Below are 14730 nucleotides of genomic sequence, written 5' to 3'. Positions count from 1 at the left end.
CGGCGGGGGTGGGCGGAGCGTTTGTTTTCGTTCTGCCCACCCCCGCCGTGAATTATGATGCTATTCAGGCGTTAGCCTGACCGGGCGCAGTTTACCCGATCATTCGTTATTTAGTGGCCGTCGCCGTCCAGAGGGAACGGTATCCAGCGCAAACCGTCCTGATCGCGCACAAGCATCAGAACCGATTTACGTTTCTCCTTTTGCGCGGCGTCTATGCCTTTGCGGAGATCGGCGGGGCTCGTCACCGTACGCTGCTGGACTTCAGTGATGACGTCGCCTGCTTTAACACCGCGGTCGGAGGCCAGTCCGCCATCGGTCACGTCGGTGACGACGACGCCTTTCTGGTCGGCGGGAAGGTCGTATTTATGGCGTGCGTCGTCAGTGATCGAGCCGACGCTGAAGCCGAACATCGACAGGTTGACGGATTTTTCCACTTTCGCCGCGTCAGGTTTTTTATCGGGCGTTTCTTCAGCCTTGGGCTCCGGGAGGGATCCGATCGTCACGGGCACGTCAACGGCGGCGCCTTTGCGCCAGACCTTGAGATGCGCTTGTGACCCTACGGGCAGGTCGGCGATCAGGCGGGGGAGCGCCTTCCCTTCGATCGGCTTGTCGTTCAGGCCCTGAATGACGTCGCCGGTCTGCAATTTCGCCTTCGCCGCCGGGCCGTTGGGCTCCACGCCGGCGACCAGGGCGCCCTTGGCTGATTTGAGGCCAAGGCCGTCGGCGATATCCTGACTGACGTCCTGAATACGGACGCCGATCCAGCCGCGCGATACTTTTCCCGTCTTGCGGAGTTGTTCGATAATGCCGCGCGCCTCGTTGGACGGGATCGAAAAGCCGATGCCGACCGAACCACCGGACGGCGAATAGATGGCGGTGTTCACGCCAATGACAGCGCCGCGCATATCGAACAGCGGGCCGCCTGAGTTGCCCTTGTTGATCGGGGCGTCGGTCTGGATGAAGTCGTCGTAAGGGCCTTGTTCGATATTGCGACCGCGCGAGGAGATGATGCCCGCCGTCACCGTTCCGGACAGCCCGAATGGATTGCCGATGGCGAGAACCCAGTCGCCGACGCGATCGGCGTCGCTGTCGCCGAAGGTGACGAACGGCAGCGGGTGGCTGCTTTCGACTTTCAGGACTGCGAGATCGGAACGATCATCGTGGCCAATCAGCTTCGCGGGCAGCACCGTGTTGTCCTGAAGCGTGACGGTGATACGGTCCGCGTGACGGATCACGTGGTTGTTCGTCACCACGTATCCGGCGGGATCGATGATGAAGCCGGAGCCCAGCGCCTGCATCTTGCGTGGCGGCGAGTTTGGCGCGTTCTGCCTGTTCATGAAGTCGTGGAAGAACTTCTCGAACGGGGAGCCCTGCGGGAAGCTGGGGATCTGCGGTCCCTGATCGTCACCGCCGCCCTCATCCTCGTCATCCGAGTCGCCCTTGACCGTCTGTGTGGTTGAAACGTTCACCACCGCTGGCAGAAGCCGCGCCGCAAGGTCGGCGAAACTGTCCGGCGCCCCGCGCATAGGCATGGCGGCTGCGGCCGTCGCGGGAAGCGTAGCGGGCTCAGGCGCCGCCAGCGCGTCGTGTGGCGAGGAGGGAAGGAGGAGCGCCGTCGTTGCGGCGAGGACGCCGATACGGGAGAGGGCGGACAGGAATGACGCAGGCGATACGGGGCCGGAAAGGCGCATGGACAGGGCTGCTCTATTTATAGTCGTCGTTGGCAAGACTAGACCACGCTTGCTCCGCCGCCCAGCCTTCGGCGTGATGAAAAGCGCGGGGCTTCGCCGTGAACCAGAGGCGTGGTCGGTTTGATTGGACAGGCTCCCTTATTGGAGCTGGTTACGACGATTCGCGAGGGTGTCCACATGGTGGACGGCATGGAATATGGGTAGGGCCCGGCTACGGCCTCGAATGCATGGCGAAACCGCCCCATTATGCATCATGGCGGTGAGAAGGTGGTTAATTTCGCGACGTTTTGACGCTTTGCTGCGTTGGCGATCGAGCAACGCAGGGGCTCAGATCCGCAGTTAACGGCCAATCGAGCTTGCTGCATATTTGATTTGGATTGACCCGGCGGCGGCCAGTTCATAGCTTCCGCCCCCATGTCTGACCTTTCCACATCCCCCGTCTCCCGCCTGTTTCGGACGCAGCCCGGTTTCCAGCCGAAAGCCTGGCCGTTCGAGGAAGCCCGCAAGCTTGCCGAGCATGTGGCGTCGAAACCGGCGGAGCGGCCAGCCCTGCTGGAGACCGGGTACGGTCCATCCGGTCTGCCGCATATCGGCACCTTCGGAGAAGTCGCGCGCACAAGTTGGGTCCGTCAGGCGTTTACGGCGATGACGGGCCGTCCGACCCGCTTGCTCGCCTTTTCGGACGATATGGACGGGCTCAGGAAGGTACCGGACAACGTTCCGAACAAGGAGATGCTGTCCGCCCATCTTGGGCAGCCACTGACCCGCGTTCCTGACCCGTTTGGCACGCATTCCTCCTTCGCGGCGCATAACAATGCGCGGCTGTGTTCCTTCCTCGACAGCTTCGGCTTCGAATACGAATTCGCTTCAGCCACAGATTACTACACGTCTGGCCGTTTTGATGCGGCGCTTCGCCGGGTGCTTGAGACGCATGACGAGATCGTCGCGGTGATCCTGCCGACGCTTGGCCCGGAGCGTCGCGCGACATATTCGCCCGTGCTGCCGATCCATCCGAAGACCGGGCAGGTCATGCAGGTTCGCATGGACGCCGTCGATCCTGACGCAGGAACGGTAAGCTGGACGGACGATAACGGCGAACGGTTCGAGACGCCCGTCACCGGCGGCGCGGCCAAGATGCAGTGGAAGGCAGACTGGGCGATGCGCTGGTACGCGCTGGGCGTCGATTACGAGATGTCGGGTAAGGATCTGATCGACAGCGTTCGGTTGTCCGGACGGATCTGCCGCATTCTTGGCGCGCCGCCACCGGTCAACCTTACGTACGAGCTGTTTCTCGACGAGCACGGGCAGAAGATATCGAAATCGAAAGGTAATGGCCTGTCGGTTGAAGAGTGGCTGCGTTACGCGCCTCCGGAGAGTCTCGGCCAGTACATGTTCAATCAACCGCAGCGCGCCAAGCGTCTGTTCTTTGACGTGATTCCGAAGGCGACCGACGAATACCTGTCGCATGTCGAAAAGGCTGCGGCGCTTCAGTCGCGGCTGGATGGCGCTGCTGACGAGGCGGAGCAGGCGGACGCAGCGACCCTGTGCGTCAATCCGGCGTGGTTCATTCATAACGGGCACGTGCCGGCTCATGCGGGCAGCCCGGTCTCATTCGGCATGCTGCTGAATCTGGCCAGCGTCGCGAACGCCGAGACGCCGGAAGTGCTGTGGGGCTTTCTCGCGCGATATGACGCGACCGTGTCGCCGCAGACGCATCCTACGCTCGCCACGTTGGTCGAGCGGGCGATCGTCTTCTACGCGGATTTTGTGCGCCCGGCGAAAGTCTACCGCCTGCCGGATGAGCGTGAACGCACAGCTCTGGCCGATCTTTCGCAGGCCCTGGCGATCTACGAAGCCGAGGGCGCGACGGCCGAGACGCTGCAGGAGCTGGTTTTCGAGGTCGGCAAGCGGCACGGGTTCGAGCCGCTGCGTTCATGGTTCGGCTGCCTTTACGAGGTGCTGCTGGGTCAGGCCGAGGGACCGCGCTTCGGCGGCTTCATCGCGTTGTATGGAGTGCGTAATACAATCGCCCTCATCGACGCCGCTCTGATCAGAGGCGGGGAGGCCTGAGGGACGAGGGGCGTTGCAGGAGCGATATCGTGCGGAGCGAGACGAAAACTCCGCAGATAGAAGAGGGGCCGATGGTGTGAGCGTGGAGTCCGAACAGACACGCCCCTGTGCGCCGCCGTCTCGCTGGCGTGCGTGGTTGCATCACGCGCCGCATCTTGTCGGGCTTCTGTTGATGATAGGCGCCATTTTCGTCGTCCGGCGGGAAGTCCGGACGTTGAGCATGGCCGATATCCGCGCGGCGCTTCGCGGCATTCCCAACGAAGCGCTTCTGGCCGGGGTCGGCTGCACCGTTCTGTCTTACTTCATTCTCTCATTTTACGACCGCCTGGCGGTGATTCAGGTAGGGCATCGAAAGATATCCTACCTGCGCACCGCATTCGCGGCGTTCTGCTCTTACGTCCTGTCACATAATCTCGGTTTCTCGGCCGTGTCCGGGGCGGCAGTTCGTTTCAGGCTTTACCGTAACTGGGGCCTGCCGCCGCTTGCGATCGCCCAGATCATAGCTTTCTGTTCTGCGACGTATCTTCTCGGCGCCGCCGCTCTGGCGGGCGGCGTATTTATTCTGGAGCCTCGGGCGATCCCGTTTGTGGGCGCTCACTCGCCGCAACTGCTGATGCGTGTGGTTGGCGGCCTGCTGTGGGCGCTGGTGCTGGCTTATGTCGCGGCGACACTGATGTGGCGGAAGGTCAGCGTACGAGGAAAGGCCATAGAGTTGCCCACCGCTCCCATGGCGGTCGCACAAACCATCGTCTCCGCCGCCGATATGGCTGCTACTGCGGCGATCGCCTATGTGCTGCTGCCAGCTGGTGCGCCGCTCGGGTACGGCGCTTTTCTGGGGATCTATATCGCGTCCTATACGGCGGGCCTTGTCGCTAGTGTTCCTGGCGGATTGGGTGTCTTCGACGGGGCGATGCTGCTTGCTCTGGGCCCGTATATTCCAGCTCCGCAGATTCTCGGCGCCATCCTTGTATTCCGCCTGTTCTACTACATCATCCCGCTGTTTATCGCCGGGGGGATGTTCGCCGGGCATGAACTGTTCCTGCGCGGCGACGCCGCGTTGGCTCGAAAGGCTCAGGCGCGCATGGCTGGCGCTACGCCACGCCCGGCCCGGCGCAGCATCGTCGTGCGTGAGAGCGAGGCAGACTTTTCCGTCGGCGTCGCCACGGGCACGGTGTCACTGTGCGGGATACTGCTGCTGCTGCTGCCGATCATCAATCCGATCGTATCCACGCCTGGGGGGCATGTAGTGTTCGCGGCTGCAGGGGCGATCAGCGGCTATATGCTGTCATTGATCGGCGCCATGCTGATCGCGCTCGCCATCGGTCTTTCGCAGCGGGTGACCTTGTCGTGGGGCGCGACATTGTCGTTGCTGGTCCTGTCCGCCGTCATTACCTTCATGCGCGGCAATTCGCTTCTGGCGCCTGCAATGCTTGCGATGTCGGCGTTTCTGATTGCGCCCTTCCGTAAGTGTTATTATCGCCGCGCGCGGTTGTTGAGCGAACCGTTGTCATTCTCCACATTGTTGTCGTTGCTGTTGTTGATAGGCTGCGCGTTTGTGGTCGCGACAAGCCATCAGATCGGCAACTGGTGGGACATGATTGTATTTGTGCCGGAGGCGAACGACGCACGATGGATCGTCTTGTTGGCGACGTTGCTGGGGCTGATCATCATCGCCCGTCTTGCAAGGCCGGGTAAGGTCGCGGAACAGCCATGGAGCGACGACACGGAGAACTGGTACCGGGGGTTGTCTCATGCGCTCGATACGATACCCGGGCCTGCGCCGGACGGTTTGATCAAGGGAGAGGCCGGGGCTGCAGCGATTCCATTTCGTCGGAAGGGCGGATTTGTCGTGGCGCTCGGTGATCCGGCCGGAGACGACGCCGACTGTGCTTCCGTGATCTGGCGTTTGCGCGATCTGGCTCTTCAGGATGGGCTGCAGCCGGTCTTCTGGCGGACAGGCACATCCTTTCTACCGATTTACGCGGATATTGGCCTGGTCAACTGGCCTCTGAGCGACACACCGGGCGCATATCTTTGCTGTCCGTCCGAACAGATAGGTCTTGTGAGGGCTGTGCTTTTTCGCCGCCGCCCATTGTTCGTCGAGCGCTGATGGCCGTTACGTCCGATGCGACGGAGAGGATCTGCAGTGCTTATGACGGGCTGTGACGGATAGTCGCGGGTCGACGGCGATGCTCGGAAGCGGAAAAATTAACAAAATATCAATCGTTTTTGGGCATACAGGTCCTATTCCGTACGGCATAGCCTGATCCAGACGTTCGCGAGGTTCGGTGCGCCTGCCAAAGGACACTATAGCTTACGAGGGCGTTATGACGAAATTCTGGCGGGCGGCTACCCTATTCCTTCGGGACCGCGAGGGGGTGACTGCAATTGAATACGCACTGATCGCTGGTCTCGTCGCCGTCGTAGCGTTCACGGCGATGCAGACGCTCGGCACAAACCTGACGTCTCTGTTCAATACGATTGCCACTGACGTCAAAAGTGCGCCTGGCAGCACTGGCGGCTAAATTATAGTCATTCAGGAGATGCTGCACGTTTTCGTAAATGGCGCGGCTCTCCTTCTTCTAGGCGCCGCGGCGATCGCCGACTGGCGGACGCGGCTTATACCGAACCGCGTGTCGGGGACGCTATTTCTCCTCGGATTATTCTCGTTTTTTTGTAGTGGACGTGGGGCGGTTGGAGTTGCGACGTTCCTTATGACGTTGATTGTACTGCTTTTATGTTGGCGCCTGGGTCTTCTCGGTGGCGGTGACGTGAAACTTCTTGCGGGTGTGAGTCTTCTTTTGTCCCCAGAAAGTTTTGTGCGGGTGGCGTTTTGGATCGCAATATCGGGAGCGTTATTAGCGATTTTTTATCAATTATTGCCCATTCTCGGGCGTGACGTAGTCCGTATTGCGAAATGCCGCAAGATACATCGAAATCATGCGGAAACAAGCTCACGAAGCCTTCATGACGAGGGGACGCTTCCTTATGCGGTCGCTATAGTCGTTGGATATGTTGTGAATCATTTGGTGTAAGTAATGTTAAATCAAAATATACATAGATATATACCTTATGTATGTATATTTTTTTTGGGCGGAACGTCGCTGTACGCACTTCTCAAATCAGCGGCTCGGCCGCCAGCGCAAATTCACGATGCCGTTGCGACGATCAAGCCGGAGCCAAAAATTTCGGTTTTGGTGGCTGAACATCAGCTTTATGCCGGATCAGTCATAAAGAGTGGGGATCTTGCGGGGGTGCAGACACCAAAATCGTTTGTGTTTCCGGGCGCCATTGTAGAATCGGACTCGTCCAGGCATGATCTGACTGGAGCTCTGTTGAGAGTGTCCATTCCAAAAGGGGCACAAATCAGGGCTGAGGATGTGGTGCATCCGGGAGAAGGTGGATTCCTTGCGTCGCTACTGGGGGCGGGGCTTCGTGGCGTGGCCGTGGCAGTTGATCCTGCAACGTCTGCGGGCGGCCTGATTTGGCCAGGTGATTTTGTTGACGTAATACTGACAGTTTCTGATACGTCAGAAGGTGTCGGGCCAAAAAACACAACGTCCAAAATCATCTTGAGTGATATACGCGTCGTCGCGGTGGATCGGCGTTTGGTTCGAGGAAAAGATCCTTCCAAATCTGAAGAATATCCAAAAAATATTGTTTTAGAACTCACACCAATCCAGGCTCAAAAACTGTCCCTGGCGACGAAAATAGGAAAAATAACATTATCGTTGCGATCGGCTTTCCATGGGGTGGGAGAGAAAGATCTGGTTAGTGATTCATCTTCTTTCGATTTTTTTGATAACAACAGGTCAAAGTCCTCTGTTGCGCCTGCTACTGCTCTTCGCGTCTTTAATGGTCGGGTCGAGGTAAAAAGTGAAAATTAAAGAATATATTATAAAAAGAATATGTACGAATCTCATTTTTTCCATTTGCGCGACGGTCTCGGTTTGGGCTTGCGCACAGGCCGAAACACCGTCAACGGGGATTGTTCTACAGCTTGGATCGGGTCGTTTAATAGAATTAAAAAACCAGGTAAGAAACGTATTTGCCGCTGATCCCAAAATTGCGGAAGTGAGGCCGGCGAACTCCTCGACGCTGTTTGTCTTCGGAACGGGGGTTGGTCACACAACAATTTCTGCGTCAGATGATGCTGGACATTCGCTTGCGCAGTATGACGTAACGGTAATGCCGGCTCAATATCCAGCTTCTCAAGCGAAAAAAATCTCTGCGAAAGAGTTCGGAAATTCCGTCACGCCGAAGATGCTTCCCAATGGCATGATTTTGGATGGATACGCGAGGGACCCCGAGCAAGCGCAAAAAATCGCCGAAGAAGCTCAGGACGAAGTTGGGAAAGACCATATCTACAATCATATGAGCGGAAATCGATCGCTGCAGGTGAACCTGCAAGTAAAAGTTGTAGAAATGTCCCGGCAACTGGTGCGTGAGATTGGTGTGAATTGGGAAAACATGAATGCTCTTGGAACAAGCGCGGCAATTGGAATAGCTACTCAAAATCCATTGGCTGCGATGACATCTTACCAGAGTAGTCTGTCATTTCTGTCAAAATTCAAAGTGGCTGGACGTTCAATGAACCTTGAGACGGTAATAGATGCGTTATCTCAGGATCAACTTATCCACGTTCTGGCAGAGCCTAATCTTACGACGATGAGCGGAGAACCCGCCAGTTTTCTCGTGGGAGGGGAATACCCTATACCGGTCTCCTCTTATAATAATACAGTCTCTGTTCAATTTAAGCAGTATGGAGTTTCCTTATCTTTTGTGCCGACCGTTTTGACTTCGGGTAGAATCAACCTGCATGTCAGACCGGAAGTCAGTCAATTGTCAACTAACGGCGCTGTGCAAATGGGAGAGGGTAATTCTACGATTAGTATTCCTGCTCTTACAGTAAGCCGTGCGGATACGACTGTAGAACTGGGAAGCGGGCAAAGCTTTGCTATCGCGGGGCTGTTTCAGGACAATACGACGAATCAAAATCTTGGATTGCCGGGACTTGGAGGCTTACCCATTCTTGGAGCGCTGTTTCGCTCTAACAGCTTTCAGCACAATCAAAGTGAATTAGTGATTATCGTTACTCCATATGTTGTGCGTCCAGTTCAAAATCCAGATGTATTAAAAACTCCGGATGCGGGATGGGCACCGCCCTCAGATTATCAGAGAATATTTCAAGCTAAACATAGTGCCAGCGACCGTGAATTTTATGAGAAAACCATAAATAAAGATGACGATAATAGTAATAATGAATTGAATGTTGGATTTATGGTTAACTAATATGAAGACGATGGTAATATTTCTTCGTGATTTGCTTTTGTGTGTGTCTTGCTCGGTATTCGGGGGATGCGCGCAAATCGATCCGGTGTACTCAAACTTTTCATGGAATTCCTCGAGTGCGAACGCAAAAAATTTGACTCTGCAAGTAGAGAGCGCGGAAGATTTGTCTTCCGGAAGATATGAACAAGAACATGATATTTCGTTGGGAGCTGATGCTGTTAAACGTTTGAGAGAAGGAAAGGTGAAGCCATTACAAGACGCAGCCCTAAGTAAAGTCGGAAATTCACAAGGGTCTTCCTCTAAGGACCAATAGCGAAATGATGGAATTTAAAAAAAAATATAAACCCGATAGCGGGAATGTGCCGTCAGTACAAGAATATTATGCTCAAGCGTTCGTTGTAGATGAGGATAGCGAAACGGTCATTCGTGAAGTTTTGGAAGAATTTCGTTCAGGTCAGTACTCCGTTGCAGCTATGCGCTGTCAAGAGGCAGCAAAGAAACTGCGGAGGGGCGGTAGTCCTAGAGTTCTTATCGTCGATGTAAGTAATGAAAAACAACCCATTATTATTCTGGAGGAATTGGCTGCCACATTGGAACCTGATGTGAAGGTTCTTGTCATAGGAGATCGCCAGGACGCTAATTTCTATAGGTTGGTAACACGGGGTCTTGGCGCTGCGGAGTACCTGTACAAACCGTTAACGCGTGCGATGGTGGTGCGGTTTTTTGGGCCGTTTTTGGCAACAGGGGATTACGTGCCGGATGTAAGTCGTGGAGGGCGTGTCTTAGGTGTTACGTCAGCGCGAGGAGGTGGGGGTTCGACCACAATTGCGGCAAATCTGTCGTGGTATTTAGGTGAAGTGTCTCGTCGTTACACGCTGGCCGTAGACGGTGATATCTATAAAGGCTCCGCCGCGGTATTGCTGGGTGTGAAAACGGATAATGGATTGCGCGCCGCATTCGAGTCGCCGCACCGCGTTGATGAATTATTCATAGAGCGCAGCGCGCAGAAGGTAGCGGAGCGATGCGACTTATTAAGTAGTCAGGTTGATTTTTCAGAATCCGTGGTTGTGGCGGAAAACGGACCACAGCATTTAATCGATGTCGTGAGAAGAAAATACAATTTTATTGTCATAGATGTTCCAAATTTCAAAAATGATCTTTCGCTTTCACTGAATGCTTTGTGTCAACAGAAAATAATAGTGCTGAATCCGACGCTTCCTGGGCTGCGTGATACAATTAGAGAGATCTCATCGGCATTTTCTAGCAGTCATGGAACTCGTCCTGTTTTGGTTTTGAATAAATCTGGGCAACCGGGAGGACTCTCGATACGAGAGATAGAGGGGGGGGTGGGACGAAAGATAGATGTTATTTTTCCTTACCTACCGAAATTGATAAATAATTCCGAGATATCTGGTGTGCCCGCTGCATCTGTTGATGGACCATTTAAGGACGCAATCATTTCCTTGGCACAAGAGGCGGCATCAATCGCAAGTGTCAAAAGAATTGGAAATGATAAAAAATTACTAAAAAAAATCATACAATATGCTGAAAGAACTAAACGATGAACGGCGCGCGAACATTTGGCAAGAAGATCCTTGGAACTGCGAGGGAGCAGTCAGATCCTGTTGTTGCAATAAAAGTTCAAAATTTCGACTATGCAGCTCAAGCGACAGAATTACACAGTGCTTGTCTAGAAAAACTTGATCCGGCTGCGATTAACAAGTTTCCGCCGGACAGGTTGATGTCGGAAATCGAACATGTTGTGAACGAAATTGCAAACGAAAAAAGAATTCAACTAAACGCTAGAGAGCAAAAATTACTCGCGAACGATCTAGTTAATGATATGTTGGGCCTCGGTCCAATTCAACCGTTATTAGATGACGACCAGATAACAGACATAATGGTTAACGGGCCTTTTAAGATATTTGTCGAGAGACAAGGAGCGCTTGTAGAAACAGACGTAAACTTTCGAAATAAAAAGCATCTCATGGCGGTGAGTCAAAGAATCGCATCAGCAGTGGGGCGTCGTATAGACGAATCCAGCCCAACGGTAGATGCTCGACTCTCTGATGGTTCCCGGGTGAATATAGTTTTCCCGCCGTTGGCATTAGATGGCCCGTATTTGTCTATACGAAAGTTCGCAAAAAGGAGTATTGATTTTAAGTCAATCGTAGAAAATGGAGGATGTTCTCATCAGGTTTCGAGAATATTAGAAATATCTGCAAAATGTAGATTAAATGTCATAATATCTGGCGGAACAGGCTCCGGAAAAACCACCTTGATGAATGCGATGTCGAAATTAATCGATCCAGGTGAAAGAGTGGTTACTGTAGAAGACGCTGCAGAATTGCAATTTCAGCAGCCTCACGTGGTGAGATTGGAAACCAGACCGCCGTCAATTGAAGGGACAGGGGAAGTCACTCAGAGGGATTTGGTACGTAACGCCTTACGTATGCGTCCTGACCGAATAATTATAGGAGAAGTTAGAGGGGGGGAGGCGTTTGACATGGTTCAGGCAATGAATACAGGCCACGACGGCAGCATGTCCACTATTCACGCAAATAATACGCGGGAAGCTATTACTAGAATTGAAAATATGGTTCAAATGGGAAATCTTGGTTTGTCGCCGAATGCAATTCGTGCTCAAATAATCGGTGCTGTTGATCTTTTGGTGCAAATAGAGCGACATAGAGACGGAGTCAGAAGGATTGTTCAAATTACAGACGTGTCCGGCCTCGAGGGTGATATAGTAGTTCTGAATGATGTCGTTTCGTTTGTTATGGATGGGGAAGGACAAGATGGACACATAAGAGGAAGTTACAAAATATCTAGAATAAAAACGAGTTTTTATAACAAACTTCGATATTTTCAGCTAGATAGAAGCTGGAATGCAGCCTTGGGTGAATGAATTATCGTGTTAAACTCAATTTGGCTTTTTTCTTTTTTGGTTTTTGTTCTGTCTGCTGTTGGATATTTTTCTGTTAAAGCTAATAACAATATAATGCAGGGTAGATATTACCGAATCGGAAAGGTGTGCAGCGTACCCAGTTTTCGAGTGATACAAGACGATCTGTCAATCATAAAAAATAAAAATTCCGAAAATTTATTTTATGTTATCGGAAAAATTCTGTATGGATCTTCCCTGGATGGAACGATTTTTACAAAGAATTTTTATTTGAAAAGTGCATTAATCATATTTGCTGTAATATTGTTGTCTATTTTTTTAAGTTTAGATTTTTTTCGTATTTTTTTATATTCAGCCCTTTTTTAATTTTTTGCGCATGTAGGCTCTACATTCACCGTGCCAAGAGAATCTATACCGCGATTTTGGTTGAACAATTACCAGATGTGGTTTTGATGATTTCGCGCAACCTCAAAGTGGGTGTTTCTTTAATCAAGTCTATAGAAATTGTCTCGAGAGAAGCGAGTTCTCCGACTAAAGAACTCTTTCGCGAGGTCGTTGCAAGCACGGTTGTTGGTCGTGATCTGGGGGATTCGCTTAGAGAGGTTGCACGTAATATTAATGTTCAAGAGTACATATTTTTTTCCACGGTTATAGGAATACAGATTAGTACGGGAGGTGGATTGGCCGAGATGTTGGAGATTTTTGGAGCGTCCATAAAAAAACGAATTTTTGCTAGAAAAAAGGCACTGGCGTTGGCGTCGGAGGCGCGTGCTAGTTGCTATGTTTTGGGTGGAATGCCTCCAGTCATGGCTATAGTTATGTATCTGATGAATCCTGATTACATGCGTGTGTTATACGAAACTGATTTAGGAAAAAGATTGATGTACGTTGCATTCTCCTCGTTTTTTTTAGGCATTGGATCTATGGTGGTGATTTCTAAGCGAGTGTTGCGTTGAGATGATTTTTTTGATTCTACAAATATTTATTGTCTTTGTATTTTTCTTAGTCGCAATTGAAAGAATTAATACAAATAAGCAACGAAGAGTGAATCGATTAATGGAAATTTGCTCCGCTGGGCAGGTAAGGACTCGAAATGATAATATTTTATCAAAAGTTAAGACGCAAATAATAAAATATGCACGTATTGTCATCCAAAAAAATTATATCTCTAATGGTGCTCATCAAGCTGGCAAAGATGGAACGATTGCTGGAAAATTTTTTTGTAAAGATCGTTTCAATTTTGGCGTGGATATCGTGTTTTTTTCTTTTTTTATATTTGGTTATATGTCTTTCAATGTTTTAAAAATGTCTTTTGTCGCATCGATTGTCCTGGGCATAATTACTCCAGATATGATGTTTGGTTATCTGAAAAAAATCCACTTGTCAGGTGTGGATTCTGGTCTACCTGATGCTTTAGATTTGTTTTTGATTTGTGCCGATGCTGGATTGGGTATGGAAACCAGTATGGAGCGCGTTGCGAAGGAAATGAAATATCTCAATGGAAAAACAGCGTTAGAGTTTCTGTTGACTGTAGATGAGATGAAGGTGAACCCTAATCACGCCGCCGCGCTAACAGGTCTTGGGGCGAGAACGGGGCTTCCGGCAATGCTTCGGCTGAGTTCTGCATTGATCCAAACGCTGGAGACGGGGGCCTCGCTTCGATCAGTTGTAAAAGTCCTGGTTGCGGAAATCCGGGAGGAGAATCTCATTCGATTTGAGACTCAAGCCGCGCGCCTTTCAGTTTTATTGACGATTCCCATGATAATTTTTCTTCTGCCGTGTGTTTTTATCGTGATTGCAGGGCCCGCGGTTATCAAGATCATGGATGTTTTGGGGCGTTAATGATGAATGAGAGAGTTTTTTTTGTTCTCGCCGCATTGTGCTTTTAAATGTATTTTTATGTTCTGTGTTGTGTGGCTGTCAGGGCAATATTCGCGGGGATGATATTCCGCATGAGATATCCGTCGCGGAGGTAGAAGTCGATAGTGGTCATGTAGACAGCGCGATTAGTAGGTTAAGAAAAATTCAAAAAAAATACCCTCGTAACGTAGAAATTCTTCTTCAACTCGCTAATGTGCACGAAAGTGCGGGAAGATATGAAGCGGCCGTACAGTTGTACAAAAATACAATAAATTTGGAACCGACGTCTCGTATTGCGCAGGTTGGTTTAGGCAAGTTGTATATGAAAAAGGAAAACGATAGGGCTGTCGAAATATTTAAAAATTTATACCAAAAATATCCAAAAGATTTTGATATTTTGAACGATTATGGTGTCAGTTTGGATGGATCTGGTCGGTATTCAGAGGCACAGGCAATATATAGGCGCGCGATAGAATTAGATCCCGCGCAAGTTTCTGCGGTAGTAAATTTATCGTTATCTTTGGCTTTTTCGGGAGAATTTAAGGCGGCAATAAATTTTATTGAGCCGTATGCCGAAACGAGTGAAACTTCTTCGAGAGCGCGACAAGATTATGCGTTGATATTGGTTGGAGATGGGCAACGTCAGCGCGCTATGCGCGTTTTGGAAAATATCGAACCAAGTGAAGACGTTATTCGCGCTATAAATGAAATGTCTAAATTCTGGACGTATTTTTCTGGAAAATCTAAAGCGATTTACGATGGCGTGCATCACGGTTAGATTCTATTTCTTTTTTTTGAATTTATTAAGAAAATTAATTGAATTTCTTTTTTATATCGTGAGCCTGAGCGGTCGAGTTCTCAGAGCCTGTTTGGAAAATCGGTCTGATGTGATTCAAGCTCTGGATGTGGACG

General features: G+C 51.2%; 12 protein-coding genes. 11 read left to right on the top strand and 1 reads right to left on the bottom strand.

Going from position 1 to position 14730, the window contains the following annotated elements; genetic code table 11:
- Positions 1–110 precede the first annotated feature (110 nt).
- Positions 111–1691 (bottom strand): DegQ family serine endoprotease, encoded by a 1581-nt coding sequence (locus tag J2D73_RS13795; protein ID WP_207882170.1) that lies wholly within the window; start codon positions 1689–1691, stop codon positions 111–113.
- Between the two features lie 414 nt (positions 1692–2105).
- Between J2D73_RS13795 and J2D73_RS13790 the strand changes: the two genes are divergently transcribed.
- The 11 genes from J2D73_RS13790 (at position 2106) to J2D73_RS13740 (ending at position 14596) form a co-directional block, all read left to right on the top strand.
- A complete protein-coding gene (locus J2D73_RS13790) occupies positions 2106–3761 on the top strand; it encodes a lysine--tRNA ligase (protein ID WP_207882168.1) in 1656 nt (551 codons plus the stop codon).
- A 76-nt stretch (positions 3762–3837) separates the two neighbouring features.
- Entirely contained in the window at positions 3838–5871 is a 2034-nt protein-coding gene (locus J2D73_RS13785) for a lysylphosphatidylglycerol synthase domain-containing protein (RefSeq protein ID WP_341535096.1), read from the top strand.
- A gap of 217 nt (positions 5872–6088) precedes the next feature.
- Positions 6089–6286, top strand: a complete 198-nt coding sequence (locus tag J2D73_RS13780; protein WP_207882166.1) for a Flp family type IVb pilin — start codon at positions 6089–6091, stop codon at positions 6284–6286.
- Between the two features lie 18 nt (positions 6287–6304).
- Positions 6305–6796, top strand: a complete 492-nt coding sequence (locus J2D73_RS21280; RefSeq protein ID WP_207882164.1) for a prepilin peptidase — start codon at positions 6305–6307, stop codon at positions 6794–6796.
- 3 nt (positions 6797–6799) lie between these two features.
- Positions 6800–7648 carry a Flp pilus assembly protein CpaB gene (gene cpaB, locus J2D73_RS13770; protein WP_207882162.1) on the top strand — a complete coding sequence of 283 codons (849 nt, stop codon included), beginning with the start codon at positions 6800–6802 and terminating at the stop codon, positions 7646–7648.
- The gene (locus J2D73_RS21180) at positions 7638–9053 is read left to right on the top strand and encodes a pilus assembly protein N-terminal domain-containing protein (RefSeq protein ID WP_207882160.1); all 1416 of its coding nucleotides are present in this window, start codon (positions 7638–7640) and stop codon (positions 9051–9053) included. The genes cpaB and J2D73_RS21180 overlap by 11 nt, the downstream gene beginning before the upstream one ends.
- Positions 9054–9370: 317 nt before the next feature.
- Positions 9371–10618, top strand: coding sequence for an AAA family ATPase (locus J2D73_RS13760; RefSeq protein WP_207882158.1), 1248 nt, complete (start codon positions 9371–9373; stop codon positions 10616–10618).
- Positions 10615–11961, top strand: a complete 1347-nt coding sequence (locus tag J2D73_RS13755) for a CpaF family protein (protein WP_207882156.1) — start codon at positions 10615–10617, stop codon at positions 11959–11961. The genes J2D73_RS13760 and J2D73_RS13755 overlap by 4 nt, the downstream gene beginning before the upstream one ends.
- A gap of 449 nt (positions 11962–12410) precedes the next feature.
- Complete coding sequence (locus tag J2D73_RS13750) at positions 12411–12914, top strand: type II secretion system F family protein (RefSeq protein ID WP_207882154.1); 504 nt, start codon at positions 12411–12413, stop codon at positions 12912–12914.
- A 1-nt stretch (position 12915) separates the two neighbouring features.
- Positions 12916–13800 (top strand): type II secretion system F family protein, encoded by an 885-nt coding sequence (locus J2D73_RS13745; RefSeq protein ID WP_207882152.1) that lies wholly within the window; start codon positions 12916–12918, stop codon positions 13798–13800.
- 37 nt (positions 13801–13837) lie between these two features.
- Complete coding sequence (locus J2D73_RS13740) at positions 13838–14596, top strand: tetratricopeptide repeat protein (RefSeq protein WP_207882150.1); 759 nt, start codon at positions 13838–13840, stop codon at positions 14594–14596.
- Positions 14597–14730 lie beyond the last annotated feature (134 nt).

It is taken from the genome of Acetobacter sacchari (genome assembly GCF_017377715.1).
In the GTDB taxonomy this organism is placed as follows: Bacteria; Pseudomonadota; Alphaproteobacteria; order Acetobacterales; family Acetobacteraceae; genus Acetobacter; species Acetobacter sacchari.
The sequence above is the reverse complement of the archived record's forward strand: the minus strand, read 5'-3'. Positions and strand labels throughout refer to the sequence as shown.